Consider the following 19,253-nt stretch of genomic DNA (forward strand, 5'->3'; position numbering starts at 1 on the left):
GCCCCAGCCCATGCCCGGCTGGCGCGCACCGAGCTCGCCCAGGCTGGTATTCATCCACTCAAAAGCCCAGCCGCGTGCACCGATCGCAAAGCCACTGAGCAACAAGGCCGCCAGCCCCAGCGCGCCCCCCGCCACCAGCACGGCGCCTTGCTTGCGACCCGCAGGCAGGCAGGCACCCAGGCCCGCCACGACCAGGCCGACCAGGCCCAGCCAGAGCCAGGGCCTGCCAAACAAGGCCGCCTGCATCAGTCCGTTGGCCGCCTGTTCGCCGCTGAAAACCTGGCCTACCGCAAGCAGGCCATTGGCATCCTGCTGCGCATACCAGGGGAACGCGAGGTAACCCAGCACGCCCACGGCCACCCAGACCCACAGGGGCCGGTTGACCGAGGCGCCGGATGCTGTGGTTCGGAGGGTTGCGTGCGCCGCCGCTGCTGCTGCCGACACCACCACCCCTTATCGCGCCGCGTTCTGCACGTCTTTTTCCCAGCGCGCAATCAAGCGGCGGCGCTCGGCGCTGGCACCATACTTGGCGTAGTCGTAGTTGATGAGCTTCATCTTGGAAGGGTCGGTCATGCGCGGGTCCTTGGGCACCTGCGTGTTGCTGGGCAGCTGGAACTGCTTGGCCGCCAGGCCAAACTGCTGGCCGCCGGGTGTGAGCGCCCATTCGTAGAACTTCTTGGCGGCCTCGGTGTTGGGGCCGTTCTTGACGATGCTCATGGAGCCCACCTCGGCGCCCGTGCCTTCGGCTGGCGTGACCGAGCCCACCGGGAAGCCGTTGACCGCCTCGGTGGTCACGTCGTGCACAAAGCTCACCGACACCGTGGTTTCGCCCCGGGCTGCCGCCTTGACCGGCGCCGTGCCCGAGCGGGTGTAGGTGCTGATGTTGGGGTGCAAGGCCTTGAGGTATTCAAACGCCTTTTCCTCGCCCATGATCTGCACCAGCGTAGCGATCATGGTGTAGGCCGTGCCGCTGGAAGCGGGGTTGGCCATCTGTACCTCGCCCTTGAATTCGGGCTTGAGCAGGTCGGCCCACGACTGCGGGGCTTTCAGCTTGCGCTTGGCCAGCAGCTCTGTGTTGTAGCCAAAGCCCAGCGGGCCCAGGTACACGCCCACGGTGCGGTACTTGGAATCGGCCGCCTGCTTTTGCGCCCAGGGGTACAGCTGCGGCAACTGGGGCGATTTGTATTCGAGCGTGAGGCCCTGCTCGGCCGCCTGCAGGTGCGGGTCGCCCGTGCCGCCAAACCAGATGTCGGTCTTGGGGTTGGCACGCTCGGCGTTGAGCTGCGCCAGCGCCTCGCCTGAGCCCTTCGCCGTCATGTTCACCTTGGTGCCGGTGGTCTTGGCATACACGGTAGACATCAGGTTGCACCACTCGGCTTGCACCGAGCAGATGATGTTGACTTGGCCTTGGGCATTTGCGCCGCTGGCCAGCAGGGCCAGGGTGGCAGCTGCCAGGACATGGGTGGTGGGCTTGCGCATCGGGTGTCTCCGTTTCATTCAAATATGACAATGATGTTACAGCCCATCCCAGGAGCCTGTCGGACTTGGAGCGTCGAAAGCGAAAATTGGCCCTAGCGAGGACAGTTTTTTGCCGGGTTTGCAGCCCCACAGCACAGCCATGGGGCGAAAAGACGGCGAAAGATGGACCGCTGCGGCCAATTTACAGCAGACGATTTCCAGGTCCGACAGGCTCCTAGGGATGTCCTGCACAACCCTCGCGGGTCGGTGGTAGTGCGGATCGGGATAGGCCGCAAAGCGTTTTTTTGCAGCCAATAGCCCGGCTATTGGCAAGAAAAGCAACGCAGCGGACTGCCCGAGGCCGCGCCATCACAGACCGCAGGGAGTTCTGCAGGACATCCCTAGGGTCCCAGCAGGACCCAGGCCACCCGGATTACACGAAGGGGCGGCCACCTCTCGTGGTAACCCATCACCCGTCCTGCATGAAACGCAGTTACCATTTCTTTCTCTGCTGCCGCTACCAGGAAACCCGCCTCCATGCTCGACCGCATCACCGCCTCGCTTTCGTCGCTGGCACCTGCCGAACAACGTGTGGCCAAGCTGGTGCTGGCCGACCCCCGCAGCTTTGCCCGCCTGCCAGTTCGGGAACTGGCAGAACGTGCCCACGTCAGCAAGCCCACCGTCGTGCGTTTTTGCCGCAGCATGGGGTATGACGGCCTGGCGGACTTCAAGCTCAAGCTCGCGGGCAGCGTGAGCGAGGGCGTGCCATTTATCCATCGCAGCGTGGATGTGGACGACAAGACGGGCGATGTGCTGGTGAAGGTGGTGGACAACGCCGTTGCGGCGTTCCTGCAGTACCGCAACGCCGCCAGCACGCTGGCGCTGGAGCGCGCCGCACAGGCCATTGCCGCCACATGGCAAACCGGCAAGCGCATCGAGTTCTACGGCGTGGGCAACTCCGGCATCGTGGCGCAGGACGCGCAGCACAAGTTTTTCCGCCTGGGCGTCACATCGATTGCCACCAGTGACGGCCACATGCAGGTCATGAGCGCCACCCTGCTGGGCCCAGGTGACTGCGCGGTGATCATCTCCAACTCGGGCCGCACCCGCGACCTGATGGATGCTGCCGACATCGCGCGCAAGAACGGCGCCACCACCATCGCCATCACCGCCAGCGGCTCGCCCCTGGCCAGCACCTGCCAGATCCACCTGGCCGCAGACCACCCCGAGGGCTACGACCGATACAGCCCCATGGTGTCGCGGCTCATGCACCTGCTCATCATCGACGTGCTGGCCACCTGCGTGGCCCTGCGCATTGGCAGCTCCCTGCAGCCCATCCTGCAGCAGATGAAGGAGAACCTGCGGGCCAAGCGCTACGCTTGAACGCAGGCCCCATGCGCAGAGAACCGCGAAGAGGCACCGGGCAAACTGTGCAGCAACACCCCTCAGGCGACTGCAGCATTCCAGCGCTTGAGCAACAGCGTTGCATTGACCCCACCAAACCCAAAGCCGTTGACCATGGCGTGGTGCAGTGCCATTTTTCGAGGGCGCAGGGCCACCATGTCCAGCCCTTCGGCCAAGTCGTCGGGCTGCTGCAGGTTCAGCGTGCCCGGCACCACCTGATCGCGCAGGGCCAGCGCGGTGAAGATGGCCGCCACCGCACCCGCAGCGCCCAGCAGATGGCCCGTGGACGACTTGGTGGAAGCGATGGCCACCGATTTGCTCGTGCCAAACACGTGCCGGATGGCGGCCAGTTCGCCCCGGTCGCCCACATACGTTGACGTGGCGTGCGCGTTCAGGTGCTGCACGTCACTGGCCGCCAGGCCCGCCTGGGCCAGGGCCATCTCCATGCTGCGGCGGGCACCGTCGCCATCTTCCGGGCCGGAGGTGATGTGGTGTGCGTCGGCCGAGGTGCCGTAGCCCACCACCTCCGCCAGGGGCGTGGCACCGCGCGCGAGGGCATGCTCGAGCGATTCGAGCACCAGCATGCCAGCGCCCTCCCCCATCACAAAGCCGTCGCGCGCGGCATCAAAGGGGCGCGAGGCTTGCGCGGGGTGGTCGGCAAAGCCCGTGGACAAGGCTTTGGCTGCAGCAAAGCCGCCCAGGCTCACACGGTCGATTGCGGCCTCGGTGCCACCACACACCGCCACATCCGCTTCGCCACATCGGATCATCCGCGCAGCGTCGCCGATCGCCTGCACGCTGGCGGCACAGGCCGTCACCGGCGCACCGACGGGGCCTTTCAAACCATGGCGAATCGACACATGGCCTGCCGCCAGATTGACCAGAAACGATGGCACGGTGAACGGCGACAGGCGCTGCGGCCCGCGCGTATCGGTGGTGCGTACGGCCTCGGCAATGGCGCCGAATCCGCCGATGCCCGAGGCAATGACGGTGGCAGTGCGCGCTTGCGACTGCAGGTCTGCAGGTTCCCAGCGCGCCTGGGCCAGGGCCTGTTGCGCAGCACCCAGGGCGAAGGGAATGAAGCGGTCCATCTTGCGCTGGTCCTTGGGCGTGGCCGCAGTGTCCGGGTCCCACCCGCCCTCGGGGTCTTCGGCCAGTGTGGGCACGGTGCCTGCGACCTTGGCGGCCATGCCTTCCACCATGGCATCTGGCAAGCGGCGCAGGCCCGATACGCCCTGCAGCAGCCGCTGCCAGGCCAACTCCACACCACAGCCCAGGGGCGATACCAACCCCATGCCGGTGATCACCACGCGTTGCACTTTGCCATCCACATTCACCATTGCCAGTCCTTGGTTTTCAACACGGCCCAAAGCCATGCTTTTATGATTACTTGCGTCATCATAATTGGGTTGGCGTCTTTTGCGCAAAGCCATCATCAAAAGAGGATTCCATGAAAGTCACGAAAGCGCAGTCAGCAGAGAACCGCCAGGGCATCCTGGACGCCGCGGCTCGCCTCTACCGCGAGCGCGGCCTCTCGGGCGTCGGGGTGGCCGACATCACCCGCGACGCCGGTCTGACCCACGGCGGCCTGTACCGCCACTTTGAGAACAAGGACGCCCTGGTGCGCGAGGCCTGCGCGCGTGCGCTGGAATGGTCGATGGCGTCATTGGACGGAATGTGCGCCCCCGGCGATCCCGCGCAGACCGGGCTGGCCGCCAAGGTGTCCAACTACCTCTCCCCCCAACACCGCGACCACCCCGGCGAAGGCTGCGCCGTGGCCGCCCTGGCGGTAGACGCTGCGCGCGCTGGCGGTGGGCTTTCAGAGGTGCTCAGCCAAGGCATCGAGCGCAACATCGAACGCTTTGCGCGGCTGGTGGAAGGCCTGGAAAAAGGCCATCCCAGCCCCGAAAGCCGCACCCAGGCCATGCACATGCTGGCCACCATGGTCGGCGGCCTGGTACTGGCCCGCGCCACCGTGGCTGCCAACCCCGCGCTTTCTGATGAAATCCTGACCACCCTGCGCGAGCACCTGACTGCGCCCACCGAAGCTGCCGCGCCACAGTCAAGGCAACGCCGAAGTGGTGTGAGCCGCCAAGATCACGCCTCTGACAAAGCCGAAAGAAAATAGGTACGTCATTGAATGCCAGCGCTTGACAAACAAGCGCTGGCAGCTACATCTTTAATAGCAATTCTCAGCTTCGGCAGTCGCAGACTGCGATGGCCGCCACCGGGCCTGCGGAACTGATTACGCTACATTTTTCATAGCTGCCAGCGCTTATGAATCAGGCGCCAGCAGGTGATTTGACATCAAAACCTCACGACAAGTGTCGCTGCGCCAGCCGTTCAGTTTGCAAAAGTCTTGGTGCTGTACAGCTCCACGGGCAGGCGTTTGAGCGTCGGCAGCCCGGTTGCCGTGTCTTTGGCCTGCTTGTCGATGTAGCTGAAGAACACATCGGCATCGAGCACACCAATGTCCAGGCGGCGCGCTGCGGGTACGGCAGCCAGGGTCTTGTAGCCGTCACCGCCGGTGGCGTTGAAGCTCAGCACAAACAGCTTGTAGGTCTTGCCTGTGTCCAGCGCGCCCCAGGTGCCGGTGGCGGGGTTGCGCACCTCGATGTTGCTCACGCGGCTGCCGAGGGCAGCCTTGGCGTTGACGTCGTAGCGCAGGCCACCTGTGTAAGGGTAAGGGCCGGTGGAACCGCCCGCGCCGTACACAGCTTCCAGCCCGTCTTCAAGCATGCCCTTGACCTCCTGGCCAGTGATGTCCAGGCGGAACAGCATGTTGCCGAACGGCAGGACCTGGATCACCTGCGCGGCCGTGACCGTGCCCTGCAGCGGGATGCGCACGCCGCCGCCGCTTTGCAGCGTGATGTCAGCACCGCCGTATTTCTCGTTGGCCACGTCCAGATAGGCCTGGGCCACCAGCTGCTGGATGTCGCCACCGCGCAGGCTCACGCTGCCTTCGGCGTTGCAGGCCGCGCTGGAGCGGCTGTAGTCTACCGAGCCAACACCGCCGGGCACGCGGCGCGAGCACAGCTCTTGCGGCACCACGGCCACCTGGGTCTTGTTGAACACGGCCACGCGGTCCTTGAACGGTTGCAGGGCCGTGGTGGCGGGGGCAGACGGCGTGGTGATGCGCAGCACGCCGGTGGCGGCGGCGCTGGCCTTGATCGCCGCCTTTTCCGCATCGGTGGCGGCCTTGCCGCCGAGGGTGAAGCTGTCGCCAATCAGCACATGGGGGGTGCCCGTGCATTGCGTGACCTCGCCCTGCGCATTGAAGCTGACCTTGAGTTCGCCCACCACCTGCGCGTATTCCCAGGCCTGCACCACACACACGGGCTTGCCGTCCTTGTCGGTGGTGCGGGTGGGGTAGGAACCGGCGGGCGAGCCCACGCCACTGGTGGTCAGGGCGTTGGGGCCCAGCAGCGTGTGTGAGTCGCCGCCCACCACCACGTCCACGCCCGACAGACGCGCGACAACCTGCTTGTCGTACTCGTAGCCGATGTGGCTGAGCAGGATGATCTTGTTGATATTTTTGGCACGCAGCGCATCGATCTCGCGCTGGGCAGCGGCGGTCTCATCCTGGAAGGTGGTGTCTGCATCGGGGCTGGACGAAGCCTTTGTCTTCTGTGCAATGGTCAGACCCACGATGCCGATCTTTTGCCCGTCGCGCTCCACCACGGTGGAGGGGCTGACGTAGCCAGCCGCGCGTGTGGGGTTGAGCGCCGAGCCGGCGCCGAACTGTACGTTGGCGCTGAGCACGGGCGTCTTGCACGCCCCCTTGCGCAGCAGGTCCAGAAAGCTCTTGAGGCCCGTGTCGCCCTTGTCAAACTCGTGGTTGCCCAGGGTGAAGGCGTCAAAACACACGGTGTTCATCAGAGCCGCGTCGGCCTCGCCATCGGCCCCGGCGCGGTTGAAGTACAGCGTGCCGGTAAGCGCGTCACCCGCGTGCAGCTTGAGCACGTTGGTGGATTGGGCTGCCAGCTCGCTAATGGCGGCGGTGACGCGCGGGAAGCCGCCAGCGTCCACCGACACATCGACGGCCGATGCACCACCCGCCGACAGCTTGAGCGTCTTGGAGCGGGACTCCAGCGTGGAGTGATGGTCGTTGATGTGCAGGATGGTCAGCTCCAGCGGCTTGCCCTGCTCGCCGCCGTCGGAGCCGCCACAGGCAGCCAACGCACCGGCCGCCGCCAACACCAGCACACCCAGTCGCGCGCTGCGCAGCGGTTTTTGAATTGCCCACAAACCCATCGTCATGTTCCGGCCCCTGTGTATGTTTGGTGGTTCGCAAAAAACCTGCATGGTGTGCGGGCAGCGTGACAGGGACGTGAAACAGCACAGGGCATGGTGTGACATGCAACAAAAAACGCCACAGGCTCCCGCAGGAGCCTGTGGCGTTGTCCTGGCCAGCGGCCCCACTTGCCGAGGGGGCGGCGCGGGGCTACTGGAAAGATCTAGGAGGGACGCTGGGCAGGGTCAGAATCTTAGAGAAAATGGCCGTTACCGCGCGTCCATCATGCCTTTTTAGCTACATATTTAATAGCAAACTATCAAATACGGCCCTCTTCCACCGCATGGCAGGCGATGCGGATGCCGCCGATGCTCAGCAGCTTGGGGCGCTCGGTGCGGCAGCGGTCATTCACATGCGGGCAGCGCGGGTTAAAGGCGCAGCCGGGCGGTGGGTTCAGCGGGTTGGGCACCTCGCCCTGAACAGGGGTGCGCGCCTTGCCGGTGTCGTGCATCTTGGGGATGGCATCGAGCAGCATGCGGGTGTAGGGGTGGCGCGGGCTGTCGAACAGCGTGTGCTTGTCGGCCAGTTCCACCAGGCGGCCCAGGTACATCACGCCGACCTGGTCGCTCACGTGGCGCACCACGGCCAGGTTGTGGCTGATGAACAGGTAGGTCAGCTGCCGCTCACGCTGCAGGTCCTTCATGATATTGAGCACCTGCGCCTGCACCGACACGTCGAGCGCACTGGTAGGCTCGTCGCACACCAGAAACTCAGGCTCGGTAGCCAGGGCGCGGGCGATGGAGATACGCTGGCGCTGGCCGCCGGAGAACTGGTGGGGGTACTTGACCATGTCGAGCGGCGACAGGCCCACCGACTTGAGCAACTCGCCCACGCGGGCCTTGAGTTCAGCCTTGTCGGTGATGAGGCCATGCTCGCGCAGCGGCTCGCCAATGATGTCTTCGACCAGCCAGCGCGGGTTCAGGCTGGCGTACGGGTCCTGGAAGATCATCTGAATGCGGCGGCGCATGGCGCGGGCATCGCTGCCCTTGAAGGCGGCGTGGGCGTCCTGGTTATCAAAGGTGAGTCCCCCGCGTGTGGGCTCGTAAAGGCCCACGAGCAAACGGGCCACGGTACTCTTGCCGCAGCCGGACTCGCCCACCAGGGCCAGGGTCTTGCCCTTCTCGATCTCGAAGCTCACACCGTCCACCGCATGCAGCAGCGTGCGCGGCTTGCGTTCGATCACGCGGTTGAGCCAGGGAGCGGAGACATCGAAGGTCTTGGCCAGGTCATGGGCCTGGACCAGGGCCTTGCTCTTCACAGGTGCGGAGGATGTGGTGGTGGAGGCAGCGCTCATGCGGTCACCCCGGCTTTCGTGGCGGTATTGGCGGTTGTGGACGCACCCGCGTGCAGCCAGCAGGCGGCACGGGTGGAGCCCGCTGGCATCAGTTCAGGGCGTTCGGTCATACAGCGGTCAAAGGTCTTGGGGCAGCGCGGGTTGTAGGCGCAGCCCTTGGGGATGGCGTTGAGGCGCGGCATGGCGCCGTCGATCTGGTTCAGGCGCTCGCGGTCCTGCTCCATGTCGGGGATGGAGGCCATGAGGCCACTGGTGTAGGGGTGCGAAGGCTTGTTGATCACGTCGTGCACCGGGCCGATCTCGGCCACGCGGCCGGCATACAACACAGCCACTCGGTCGCAGGTCTCGGCGATCACGCCCATGTCGTGGGTGATCAGCATCACGGCTGCGCCGCGCGATTTGCAGATGTTTTTCAAGAGCGTGATGATCTGCGCCTGGATCGACACGTCGAGCGCCGTGGTGGGCTCGTCGGCCACGATGAGCTTGGGCTCGGCGGCCAGGGCCAGGGCAATCACCACGCGCTGGCGCATGCCGCCGGAGAACTGGTGTGGGTAGTGGTCAATGCGCTCCTCGGCCGCCGGAATGCCGGTGTCCTTGAGCAACTGGATCGCCCGCTGGCGCGCCTCAGCGGCGTTGACTGGCAGGTGCGCCAGGATGGTCTCAGTGAGCTGGCGGCCCACGGTGTACAGCGGGTTCAGCGAGGTCAGCGGGTCTTGAAAGATCGCGCCAATGCGGCGACCACGGATGTGGCGCATTTCCTCGTTGCTGAGGTTGTCGATCCGCTGGCCTTCCAGCAGGATCTGGCCCGAGGCCACACGGCCCGGCGGCTCCAGCAGGCCAATGATGGCCGCGCCGGTGAGGGATTTGCCAGCGCCGGACTCTCCCACCACGCCCAGGATCTCACCGGGTGCAATGGAAAAGGAAATGTCGTCCAGGGCGCGCAGGGTACCGCGGCGGCCCGGAAATTCGACAACGAGGTTTTTGACTTCGAGGAGGGACATGGAATCTGTGCCTGCTTGGGGTGGAAACGGTGCGATCAACGCAGACGGGGATTCAGGGCATCACGCAGCCAGTCGCCCAGCAGGTTCACCGACAGGGCAATCAGCACCAGCATGGCGCCGGGGAACACGGTGATCCACCATTCGCCCGAGAACAGGTAGTCGTTGCCGATGCGGATCAGCGTGCCCAGCGAAGGCGAGGTGGGCGGTGCGCCCACGCCCAGGAAGGACAGCGTGGCTTCGGTGATGATGGCCGTGGCCACCTGGATGGTGGCCAGCACCAGCACCGGGCCCATCACGTTGGGCAGCACATGCTTGCGCATGATGCGCAGGGGCGATACCCCGGTGACGCGGGCGGCCTGCACATACTCTTTGTTGCGCTCGACCAGCGTGGAGCCGCGCACCGTGCGCGCGTACTGCACCCAGCCGGTGAGCGAGATGGAGATGATCAGCACGCCAAAGGCCAGGGATTCGTGCGCGTTCGGGAACAGCGCACGGCCCACGCCAGCGATCAGCAGGGCCACCAGGATGGCGGGGAAGGACAGCATCACGTCGCACAGGCGCATGAGCACGGCATCGATCCAGCCGCCCTTGAAGCCTGCCAGCAGGCCAAAAGCCACGCCCACAAGCACCGACAGCACCACGGACGCAAGGCCCACGACGAGGGAGATGCGGGCGCCATAGATCAGCGCAGACAAGATGTCGCGGCCCTGGTCGTCAGTGCCCAGGGGATATTTCATCGATCCTTCGGCGCTCCAGGCGGGGGGCAAGCGGGCATCGCTCAGCTCCAGCGTGGCCAGATCAAAAGGGTTGTGAGGTGCGACCCATCCGGCAAACACCGAACAGAACACACAGATCAGCGCAATCGCGGCAGCGACCATCGCCATGGGCGATGTGCGAAAGCTGTAGCCGACATCGCTGTCAAACCAGCGGGCAAGGGTTGTTTTCATTGTGGGAACCAGTAAACAAACACCACCGCCTGGCCCGGGTAACCGCCGGGCGGTGGTGCGAACTTTCAAGAGAGACGGTTGTTCTCTCTTTTTTTCTCTGCGAACTTCGTGCGGATAAACGGGGTTACTTGTTGATGCTCATCCACTTGAAGGGCATGAAGTTGTCCGCCAGCTGCACCAGCTTGACGTTCTTGTTCACACCCCAAGCCAGGGCCTGCTGGTGCAGCGGAATGTGGCCCACGTCGGCGGCATGCAGGTCAAAGGCTTCCTTGATCATTGCGTTGCGCTTGGCCTTGTCGGTCTCGGACTGGATCTTGAGGGTCAGCTCGTCCACCTTGGGGTTGCAATACGAACCCAGGTTGAACTGGCCGGCGCCCTTGTCATCCACGCAGCGCACCAGCGCATTCAGGGCGTTGTGCGAGTCGTAGGTGGCGGGCGTCCAGCCCAGCATGTAGAAGCTGGTGTCGCGGCGCAAAATCTTGGGGAAGTAGGTGCCCTTGGTTTCTGCCTGCAGGTTGACCTTGACGTTGATGCGCGAGAGGTTGGCGGCCACGGTCTGGCAAATGCGGCCGTCGTTCACGTAGCGGTCGTTCGGGCAGTTCATCGCCACTTCAAAGCCGTTGGGGTAACCCGCTTCGGCCAGCAGCTTCTTGGCGGCTTCCACATCGTAGGGCAGGCGCTTGGCATCGGGCTGGAAGCCGTTGATGCCAGGGCCGACCAGCAGGGCCGAGGGGTTGGAGGCGCCGCGCATCACAGTGCGCTTGATGCCTTCGATGTCGATGGCCTGGTAGAAGGCCTGGCGCACGCGCTTGTCCTTGAACGGGTTCTTGCCCTTGACGTTGGAGTACAGCAGCTCGTCGCGCTTCTGGTCCATGCCCAGGAAGATGGTGCGCAGTTCGGGGCCGGTGATGGCGCGGGTGTTGGCGCCGCCGTTCACGCGGTCGATGTCCTGCACGGGCACGGGTTCCATCACGTCCACTTCGCCCGACAGCAGGGCCGCTACGCGGGTTGCATCGTTGCCGATGGGGGTGAAAACGACTTCGGTGGCGTTGCCTTCGATCTTGCCCCAATAGGTGCCGTTGCGGGTGAACACCGAGCGCACGTTGGGCTGGCGCTCACGCAGGCGGAAGGGGCCGGTGCCGTTGGCGCGGAACGACGCCGCGTTCTCAATGCCCTTGCGGCGGTCCACCGGACCCAGGGCCTGGTTGGTTTCACACCACTTCTTGCTCATGATGTACACGAGCGAGATAACGTCGGGCAGGATGGGGAACGGAGTCTTGGTTTCGATCTCGACAGTGTGGTCGTCGATCTTGCGTACTTCCTTGAAGTCGTTGGTGTAGCTCTTCATGTCCGAGCCTTCCACCTGGGTACGCGCAAAGCTGAACACCACGTCGTCGGCGGTGAACGGCGTGCCGTCATGGAATTGAACGCCCTTGCGCAGCTCGAAGCGCCACACGGTCGGCGAGGTCTGCTTCCAGGCCGTTGCCAGCGCGGGCGCCAGGCTCAGATCCTTGTTGCGGCCCACCAGCGGCTCGTAAACGTTGCCGGTCACGCTCAGTTGCAGCGATTCGTTGAGCGAGTGCGGGTCCATGGACAGCGAGTCGCCCTGGTTGGCAACCCGGATGGTCTGCGCACTGGTGACCAGGCTGGCCGTTGCCATGGCGGCAAACAACGTGGCAAGGGCAACTTTCTTCTGGAATTTCATCGGAATCTCCTCGTGAATAAAAGGATACGAAAGTGGGACATCCAAGGGGATGGGGTGTGGCGTTACGTGGAGAAACGAGATGCGCGCTCTCAGGGCATGGCCAGCGGCATCGATTGCTCGATCAGGCTTGCGTGCAATGCAGAGCCCAGCGGCAGGATGTCATCGTTGAAGTCATAGCGGCTGTTGTGCAGCGCACTACCGCTGGACCCCGTGCCCTGGCCCAGGCGCAGGTAGGCGCCGGGGCGGGTCTGGAGCATGAAGGCGAAATCCTCGGCGCCCATGCTGGGCTCCAGGTCGCGCACAACATGGTCAGCGCCCAGCAGCGATTCGGCAACATCACCGGCAAAGAGGGCCTCGCTTTCGCTGTTGATGGTGGCCGGGTAGATACGTTCGTAGTGCACCGTGGCCGTGGCGCCAAAGCCCAGGGCGATGGCGTTGCAGAGCTCTTTGAGGCGCTTTTCCACCATCTCCTGCACCCCGGGGTCGAACGTGCGCACGGTACCCACCAGGGTGGCGGAGCCAGGCAGCACACTGAAAGCACCCAGGTCGCCTGCCTGCGCGGCACAGATGCTGACCACGGCGCTTTCGATTGGGCGCACATTGCGCGAGACGATGCTTTGAGCAGCCGTGATGATGTGCGCGGCCACGACCAGCACGTCCACTGTCTGGTAGGCATGGGCGCCGTGGCCGCCACGGCCGGTGATCTCAATGGTGAAGCGATCGGCCGCCGCCATCATGGGGCCGGCATTGATACCCACGGTGCCGGGCTTCATGGCAGGCCAGTTGTGCATGGCATAGATGGACTGAACCGGGAAGCGGTCAAACAGGCCATCTTCCATCATCACGCGGGCACCCGCAAAACCCTCTTCTCCAGGTTGAAACACCAGCACGGCCGTGCCGTCGAAGTTGCGGGTTTCAGCCAGATAGCGCGCGGCGCCCACCAGCATGGCGGTGTGGCCATCATGGCCACAGCCGTGCATCAAACCGGGTTTGCACGACTTCCAGGAGAAATCGTTGTGCTCGGCCAGGGGCAGCGCATCCATGTCGGCGCGCAGGCCAACCATACTGCCGCTAGACGTGCTGCGCCCCCGGATCACGCCCACCACACCGGTGCGCCCGATGCCGTCGTGGATCTCGTCCACACCGCAGAGCGTCAAGGCTTCCTTGACGCGTTTGCTGGTGTAGACCTCTTCAAACCCCAGCTCGGGGTGGGCGTGCAAATCCCGGCGCAGCGCGGTCAGCTCGGGGTGATATTGCGCAATGTGCGCAAACGCCCGTCCACCCGCTTTGTATCGAAGCGACTGCATTTCAGTTGTCCACAGAGCTGCAAGCAACCCACAATGCGTGAAACTGGCACGGCCCAGGCCAGTGCCCCCGCGCAAGGGCCACCAAGCTGCAAAGGCGGCGCGTTGCTTGCGTGCGCTGGGGGCTTACCCCTCCCGCATTGCAACGCAATGCGAGGGAGGGGGAAGGCGCGAAGCGACTCAGGGGGAGCTTCATCTCTAGTGGCCTCCCGCCTTGCCAACGCGCAGACGGGGATCCACCGCAAAGTACAACAGATCCACCACCAGGTTGATCACCACAAAAATCAGGGCAATCAGGCAGAGGTAGGCAGCCATCACGGGGATATCTGCAAAGGTCACCGCCTGGATGAACAGCAAGCCCATGCCCGGCCACTGGAACACGGTCTCAGTGATGATGGCGAACGCTATCAGGCCACCGAGCTGCAGGCCGGTGATGGTCATCACAGGCACCAGCGTGTTCTTGAGCGCATGGCCGAAGTGGATCGCCCGGTTGGACAGGCCGCGTGCACGCGCAAACTTGATGTAGTCGGTGCGCAGCACCTCCAGCATTTCAGCGCGCACCAGCCGCATGATCAGCGTGAGCTGAAAGATGGCCAGCGTCACGGCCGGCAGGATGATGTGGTGCCAGCCCTTGGCCTTGAGCAGACCCGTGCTCCACCACCCCATCTGGACCACTTCGCCGCGCCCGAAGCTTGGGAACCAGCCCAGCGTGACCGCGAACACCAAGATCAGCAGAATGCCAATGAGGAAGGTGGGCAGCGACACGCCCAGCAGCGACAAGGTCATGAACAGCTGGCTGGTGAAGGTGCCGCGCTTGAGCGCTGCGTACACGCCCATGGGGACGCCAATCACCAGGGCCAGGAATGCAGCCACCAGGGCCAGTTCGAGTGTGGCCGGGAAACGCTCGGCAATCAGCCGCGACACCTTGGCGCCCTGGCGCAGGCTCAGGCCGAATTCGCCCTGGACTGCGTTCACCAGGAAGTGTCCAAACTGTACAAAGAAAGGTTTGTCCAGACCGAGGGAGGCGCGCAACTCACGAATCTGTTCAGGGGTGGCATCCTGGCCCAGCAGGAACACCACGGGATCTCCCACGTACTGGAACAGCATGAAGGAGATGAAGGCCACCGTGATCATGACAATCACAGCCTGGATCAGGCGGCGCAATATAAAGGCAAGCATCGGAGAGTCGAGTGAGTGTTCGATGGGAGCGCCACTGCCACTTTTGATGGCCAGGACGCAGATTGGCGAGACGTCTTCAATCTAAGTCAAAAAAGAGCAAGGACCTCCAGGCCCTTGCTCTCTTCAGGCTGAGTGAGATCAATTCACCTTGACCGTACGCATGTCCACGCGGTTGTCGGCGCGGTGGACCAGTTCCACGTTCTTCTTCATGGCCCATGGGATCACTTGGTCATGTAACGGAATGTGGGACACCGTGTCGTTGGACAGTTGCAGCGCTTCGGTCAGCATGCGCGAGCGCACCGGCGCATCGGTTTCCGCCTTGATGCGGTCTACCAGGTAGTCCATGCGCTGGTTGCTGTAGCGACCAACGTTGTAGTTGCCGTCACCGCCCTGGCCCACTGTGCGCACCAGCGACTGCAGACTGTACAGCGCGTCGAAGGTGGGCACGCCCCAGCCCAGCATGTAGATGCTGGCTTCGTAGCGCTGAATCATGGGGAAGTAGTTCACCAACGGCAGCGTGCGCAGCTTGGCCTTCACGCCCACGCGCGACCACATGGCGGTCACGGCCTGGCAGATGGCTTCATCGTTGATGTAGCGGTTGTTGGGGCAGGCAAAGTCCACTTCAAAACCGTCGGGATAACCTGCCTCCGCCAGCAGCTTCTTGGAGGCTTCAACGCTGTAGGGGAAACGCTTGCCCACCGCTTCGGTGTAGCCCGCCACCTGGGGCGACACCAGGGTTCCTGTCGGCTTGCCCAGGCCACGCATGATGTTGCGCGAGATCGTTTCCGCATCAATGGCCTGGTACAACGCCTTGCGCACGCGCACATCCTTCAGCGGGTTCTTGCCCTTGATGTTGGAGCCAGGGAGTTCTTCACGGAACTGGTCCATGCCCAGGAAGATGGTGCGGTTCTCAATACCGTCAATCACCTTAAGGTCAGGGCTGGCGCGCAGGCGACCCAGATCCTGGGGTGTGGGGTCGAGCACCATATCCACTTCACCCGAGATCAACGCCGCAATCCGGGTGGCGTTCGACTTGATGGGCGTGTAGACGATCTCGGTCACGTTGCCATCCATCTTGCCCCACCAGTTGGGGTTGCGCTTGAACACCATCTTCACATCAGGCTGCCATGAATCCAGCGTGTAGGGGCCGGTGCCCATGGCATTGCGGTGCGCAAAGTTCTCGTCCGAACCCTTGATGTCTTTGGGCTCGACCGACTTGTTCTTTTCCGCCCATGCCTTGCTCATAACGCGCAGTTCGGTCATCTGGCGCAGCAGCACCGGATTGGGCGCCGACAGGATCACATCGAAAGTCTGGGCATCAACCTTGACAACCTTGCTGATGCCCTGGACGTAGGGCGTGAAGTTCGAGGTCTTGGCCATGGCGCGCTGAATCGAGTACACGGCATCATCCGTGGTCAGCATCGAGCCATCATGAAACTTGACCCCCTGGCGCAGGGTAAAACGCACCTGGGTGGGGCTTACCTCCCTCCAGGAGGTTGCCAGGACAGGTTCCACCTCAAATGTCTTGCTGTTGTAGTAAACCAGGCTCTCATACACGTTGGCGTGAATGCCATTTTGCAGGGCATTGTTCTGAGAATGGATATCCCACGTGGCGATCTCCCCCTGACTTGCCCATTTGAAGGGCTTGGCATGCACCACAGGGGCACACAACAGCGCGGCAGCTACGGCCACTGACAGAAGACTGTATTTGAGTTTCATGGAACCCTCTTGAATAAAAGTTTTACTATGCAGTAATGATTGCTCTATAGCCAACGGGAAATCCCTGAATCCCGGGCACACCGAAGGGCCAATCCTTGCTGCTTTCGGTACGTATCTCATGCAAGGATGGTGCCAATCCCTCGAAATCTGTCACCCCGAAGAGATTGCAGCTGAAATGGGGTTACAAGAGCCATCCCCGGGCCTGGAAGGGGTCAACATTTATTTACCCCCCTCGAAGCGCACTTTTTCCCAGTACCACTCGCTGCGCCTTGCATCACTCAAAAACCAACCAGTGCGGATCGAAGAATCACCGCCTGCGCAGTATCAGAATTCATCACACTGCATTAGCAATGCCAAACCAAGTAGCCAACTCGCAATTTTTCGCCACAAGTAACCAATAACCGAGGTACACACCCGAGCCGAGATGCCGCCATGAGCAAAAAAAAGCCGCCCGAAGGCGGCTTTTTTGCTTTTATATCGACCACTGGCATAAGCCAGCGCTGATATTAGAAGCTGTGACGGATACCGAAGTCGTAACCGGTCGAGTTGCGGTTTGCAGCAGTCACTGCACCGTTCAGGGACTGAGCGGCGCCGTTCTTGTTGCTCACGCGAGCGAACGTGGTGTACAGAGCAGTACGCTTGGACAGGTTGTGGACATAACCCAGAGCCAGCTTGTTCGAACGGGGATCAGCACCAACGGTGTCGATCTTGTAGGTGGAGTAAGCCAGACGAACTTCGCCAGCGCCCACGGGGATCAGACCACCGATCAGGAAACCAGTGCCTTCGTTGCCGTTCTTGATGTCGTCGCTGTTGTAGTGAGCCATGATCTTGGCCATGCCCAGGTCGTACTGGCCGCCCAGGTTGAACGACTTGATGTTGCCAGTCAGGAACTTGGTTTCGGAGAAAGCCAGAGCCACGTTGATGGGGCCGTTGGCGTAACCAGCGCGCAGAGCCAGGCCGTTGCCGTCCTTCTTGTTGGCAGCGTTGCTCAGGTTCTCACCCAGGTAGTACTGGGCTTGGCCGTAGAAACCGCCCAGGTTGCCAGGCAGGAAGTAGCCGATGGAGTTCGAAGCGCGGATGGTGGTAGGACCGCCCAGGCTGGAGTTCAGGGTTTGGGTGGTGCCCACGCCGTTCGTGCCGAACGGATCGAACACGGTCAGGTTCCAGAATTGTGGGGTGTAGTCACGGCCCAGACGCACTTCACCGAAGCCGCCGTTCAGGCTGACCGTCGAACGACGGTTGAACACCAGGCCGCCGCCGGAGCTGGTAGCTGCTTGGTTGTTGGTGTTGGTGGTGCCACCAGTGCCGTTGTCGTTGTTCACGCCAGCTTCGAGCCAGAACGAAGCGGACAGACCGCCACCCAGATCTTCAACGCCGCGGAAACCCAGACGGCTGCTGTTGTAGCCGGAGTTCGTCAGTTGCGAACGGTTAGCGACGCTGCCGGAACCGTAAGCGTAGGTTGCATCAACCACGCCGAACAGGGTCACGGAAGATTGAGCCATTGCAGCGCCGGAAGCAGCCAGCACAGCCAGGGCAATCAGGGATTTTTTCATTGCGAGTTACTCCAAGGTTAAACATCGGGCTCCGGTACGGGGGGTCTATGGTGAAAGCACCTGCACAGTCCCGCCGGTTTCCCGGGCCAACCTCCTGGTGGGGAAGTTGCTCTTATTGCACCAGACCCGGCCAGGTTTCGCAAAGGAATTCACCCACAATCGCCCCGAAAGGGGAATTCCGTTGCAGTGTTGCAACATTCCAGCGCATGGGGGCAGAATCACTTTTGGGCTATGCAACTCCCGTGCCTCATACATTGATTTTTTGTATCAAAGTGCAATTTGTGTTTCGGCGCACCCTTCGCGCCCGAAGGTATCCATGGACGCTTTATTGACTGCCGCAGACAGCGCGCTGCGCACCCTTTTTGCACCACCCCGGGCGGCCGAAAAGACGCCAGCCCACGGCATGGCCGAAGCCGCGCTGGAGCCTGGCGAGAAGCGCCTAGCCGGAGCACTGATGCGAGTGAACCACGTGGGCGAGGTGTGCGCACAAGCGCTCTACACCGCCCAGGCCGCCGTGACCCGCAACCCTGAGTTGCGCGCGCATCTGCTCGAGGCAGCGCGGGAAGAAACAGACCACCTGGCCTGGACCCGGCAGCGGCTGGACGCACTGGGCGCCCGACCCAGCCTGCTCAACCCCCTTTGGTTTGCGGGAGCATTTGCACTGGGCCTTGCGGCGGCCAAAGTCAGCAACCGGGCCAGCCTGGGGTTTGTGGTGGAGACGGAAAACCAGGTGGCTGCCCACCTGCAAAGCCACCTGGATCGACTCCCCGCGCAAGACCTCGCCTCGCGGGCCGTGGTCGCACGCATGAAAGAGGACGAAGAGCGGCACGCCGCCCTGGCCCGCGCATCCGGCGCGCTGGAGCTGCCCGCACCGGCGCGCCTGGCCATGAAGGCAGCCGCCAAGGTGATGACCACCACCGCCCACTATCTCTGAGCAGCAAGCCTGCGGCCCGGGGCTGCAATGCCCCGGCAACCCTCAGGCCTCCAGCACCTCGAACCCGGTGGTGATTTCAGCCGTTTTCCCCAGCATGATGCTGGCCGAACAGTATTTGTCGTGACTCATGGCAATCGCGCGCTCCACAGCCGGCGCCGGAATGCCCTTGCCCGTCACCGTGAAATGCATGTGGATCTTGGTGAACACCTTAGGGTCGGTGGTGGCACGCTCGGTGGTCAGCTTGACGCTGCAGCCACGTACATCATGACGCCCCCGCTTAAGGATCAGCACGACGTCGTAGGCCGTGCAGCCGCCCGTGCCCGCCAGCACGGTTTCCATGGGCCGGGGAGCCAGGTTCTGGCCTCCATTGGCGGGATTGGCGGCATCCGGGGCGCCGTCCATGGTCAGAACATGGCCGCTGCCGGTTTCGGCCACAAAACCCATGCCCGAACGGGTTCCCG

The 19,253-nt window shown here is 63.2% G+C and carries 15 protein-coding genes and 1 pseudogene; 3 read left to right on the forward strand and 13 right to left on the reverse strand.

The features are described 5' to 3' along the window. A pseudogene (locus DBR12_RS20855) lies at positions 1 to 444 on the reverse strand (iron ABC transporter permease); the annotation flags it as partial. A 9-nt stretch (positions 445 to 453) separates the two neighbouring features. Further along, complete coding sequence (locus DBR12_RS20860; protein ID WP_108618973.1) at positions 454 to 1,479, reverse strand: ABC transporter substrate-binding protein; 1,026 nt, start codon at positions 1,477 to 1,479, stop codon at positions 454 to 456. Positions 1,480 to 1,995: 516 nt separating this feature from the next. Here DBR12_RS20860 and DBR12_RS20865 point away from each other — a divergent pair. Next, entirely contained in the window at positions 1,996 to 2,841 is an 846-nt protein-coding gene (locus DBR12_RS20865) for a MurR/RpiR family transcriptional regulator (protein WP_108618974.1), read from the forward strand. Positions 2,842 to 2,903: 62 nt separating this feature from the next. Here DBR12_RS20865 and fabF read toward each other — a convergent pair whose 3' ends face one another. Next, positions 2,904 to 4,202, reverse strand: a complete 1,299-nt coding sequence (fabF, locus tag DBR12_RS20870; protein WP_108618975.1) for a beta-ketoacyl-ACP synthase II — start codon at positions 4,200 to 4,202, stop codon at positions 2,904 to 2,906. A 110-nt stretch (positions 4,203 to 4,312) separates the two neighbouring features. Here fabF and DBR12_RS20875 point away from each other — a divergent pair, with 110 nt between their 5' ends. After that, positions 4,313 to 4,990, forward strand: coding sequence for a TetR/AcrR family transcriptional regulator (locus DBR12_RS20875; protein ID WP_108618976.1), 678 nt, complete (start codon positions 4,313 to 4,315; stop codon positions 4,988 to 4,990). Between the two features lie 215 nt (positions 4,991 to 5,205). Here DBR12_RS20875 and DBR12_RS20880 read toward each other — a convergent pair whose 3' ends face one another. The 9 genes from DBR12_RS20880 to DBR12_RS20920 form a co-directional block, all read right to left on the reverse strand. Continuing rightward, positions 5,206 to 7,116: a bifunctional UDP-sugar hydrolase/5'-nucleotidase gene (locus DBR12_RS20880; RefSeq protein WP_233245005.1), complete on the reverse strand. Its 1,911-nt coding sequence runs from the start codon at positions 7,114 to 7,116 to the stop codon at positions 5,206 to 5,208. 299 nt (positions 7,117 to 7,415) lie between these two features. After that, positions 7,416 to 8,450, reverse strand: coding sequence for an ABC transporter ATP-binding protein (locus DBR12_RS20885; RefSeq protein WP_108618978.1), 1,035 nt, complete (start codon positions 8,448 to 8,450; stop codon positions 7,416 to 7,418). Beyond that, the gene (locus DBR12_RS20890) at positions 8,447 to 9,451 is read right to left on the reverse strand and encodes an ABC transporter ATP-binding protein (RefSeq protein WP_108618979.1); all 1,005 of its coding nucleotides are present in this window, start codon (positions 9,449 to 9,451) and stop codon (positions 8,447 to 8,449) included. Before DBR12_RS20890 ends, DBR12_RS20885 begins: the two co-directional genes overlap by 4 nt. A 35-nt stretch (positions 9,452 to 9,486) precedes the next feature. Continuing rightward, entirely contained in the window at positions 9,487 to 10,398 is a 912-nt protein-coding gene (locus tag DBR12_RS20895) for an ABC transporter permease (protein ID WP_108618980.1), read from the reverse strand. 124 nt (positions 10,399 to 10,522) lie between these two features. Further along, positions 10,523 to 12,103, reverse strand: coding sequence for an ABC transporter substrate-binding protein (locus DBR12_RS20900; protein ID WP_108618981.1), 1,581 nt, complete (start codon positions 12,101 to 12,103; stop codon positions 10,523 to 10,525). An 89-nt stretch (positions 12,104 to 12,192) separates the two neighbouring features. Then, positions 12,193 to 13,410: a M20 aminoacylase family protein gene (locus DBR12_RS20905; RefSeq protein WP_108618982.1), complete on the reverse strand. Its 1,218-nt coding sequence runs from the start codon at positions 13,408 to 13,410 to the stop codon at positions 12,193 to 12,195. A gap of 195 nt (positions 13,411 to 13,605) precedes the next feature. Beyond that, complete coding sequence (locus DBR12_RS20910; protein ID WP_108618983.1) at positions 13,606 to 14,586, reverse strand: ABC transporter permease; 981 nt, start codon at positions 14,584 to 14,586, stop codon at positions 13,606 to 13,608. A 138-nt stretch (positions 14,587 to 14,724) separates the two neighbouring features. After that, on the reverse strand, positions 14,725 to 16,305 hold the full coding sequence (locus DBR12_RS20915) for an ABC transporter substrate-binding protein (RefSeq protein ID WP_108618984.1): 1,581 nt from the start codon (positions 16,303 to 16,305) through the stop codon (positions 14,725 to 14,727). A 506-nt stretch (positions 16,306 to 16,811) separates the two neighbouring features. Beyond that, positions 16,812 to 17,858, reverse strand: a complete 1,047-nt coding sequence (locus tag DBR12_RS20920) for a porin (RefSeq protein ID WP_108618985.1) — start codon at positions 17,856 to 17,858, stop codon at positions 16,812 to 16,814. Positions 17,859 to 18,174: 316 nt separating this feature from the next. On the opposite strand from DBR12_RS20920, the gene coq7 reads away from it, so the two are divergent. Further along, positions 18,175 to 18,792, forward strand: a complete 618-nt coding sequence (gene coq7 / locus DBR12_RS20925) for a 2-polyprenyl-3-methyl-6-methoxy-1,4-benzoquinone monooxygenase (protein ID WP_108618986.1) — start codon at positions 18,175 to 18,177, stop codon at positions 18,790 to 18,792. 42 nt (positions 18,793 to 18,834) lie between these two features. On the opposite strand, the gene DBR12_RS20930 is transcribed toward coq7, so the two are convergent. After that, on the reverse strand, positions 18,835 to 19,253 hold a 419-nt coding region (locus DBR12_RS20930; RefSeq protein WP_108618987.1), incomplete at its 5' end, for an OsmC family protein.

The organism is Acidovorax sp. HMWF029 (assembly GCF_003060895.1).
GTDB lineage: Bacteria > Pseudomonadota > Gammaproteobacteria > Burkholderiales > Burkholderiaceae_C > Acidovorax.

Bases quoted from the DNA above. Each gene is read 5' to 3' on its own strand.
- DBR12_RS20915 (WP_108618984.1), bottom strand. From the start codon at position 16,305: ATGAAACTCAAATACAGTCTTCTGTCAGTGGCCGTAGCTGCCGCGCTG.
- DBR12_RS20900 (WP_108618981.1), bottom strand. From the start codon at position 12,103: ATGAAATTCCAGAAGAAAGTTGCCCTTGCCACGTTGTTTGCCGCCATG.
- DBR12_RS20895 (WP_108618980.1), bottom strand. From the start codon at position 10,398: ATGAAAACAACCCTTGCCCGCTGGTTTGACAGCGATGTCGGCTACAGC.
- DBR12_RS20890 (WP_108618979.1), bottom strand. From the start codon at position 9,451: ATGTCCCTCCTCGAAGTCAAAAACCTCGTTGTCGAATTTCCGGGCCGC.
- coq7 (WP_108618986.1), top strand. From the start codon at position 18,175: ATGGACGCTTTATTGACTGCCGCAGACAGCGCGCTGCGCACCCTTTTT.
- DBR12_RS20865 (WP_108618974.1), top strand. From the start codon at position 1,996: ATGCTCGACCGCATCACCGCCTCGCTTTCGTCGCTGGCACCTGCCGAA.
- DBR12_RS20880 (WP_233245005.1), bottom strand. From the start codon at position 7,116: ATGGGTTTGTGGGCAATTCAAAAACCGCTGCGCAGCGCGCGACTGGGT.
- fabF (WP_108618975.1), bottom strand. From the start codon at position 4,202: ATGGTGAATGTGGATGGCAAAGTGCAACGCGTGGTGATCACCGGCATG.
- DBR12_RS20920 (WP_108618985.1), bottom strand. From the start codon at position 17,858: ATGAAAAAATCCCTGATTGCCCTGGCTGTGCTGGCTGCTTCCGGCGCT.
- DBR12_RS20885 (WP_108618978.1), bottom strand. From the start codon at position 8,450: ATGAGCGCTGCCTCCACCACCACATCCTCCGCACCTGTGAAGAGCAAG.
- DBR12_RS20875 (WP_108618976.1), top strand. From the start codon at position 4,313: ATGAAAGTCACGAAAGCGCAGTCAGCAGAGAACCGCCAGGGCATCCTG.
- DBR12_RS20910 (WP_108618983.1), bottom strand. From the start codon at position 14,586: ATGCTTGCCTTTATATTGCGCCGCCTGATCCAGGCTGTGATTGTCATG.
- DBR12_RS20905 (WP_108618982.1), bottom strand. From the start codon at position 13,410: ATGCAGTCGCTTCGATACAAAGCGGGTGGACGGGCGTTTGCGCACATT.
- DBR12_RS20860 (WP_108618973.1), bottom strand. From the start codon at position 1,479: ATGCGCAAGCCCACCACCCATGTCCTGGCAGCTGCCACCCTGGCCCTG.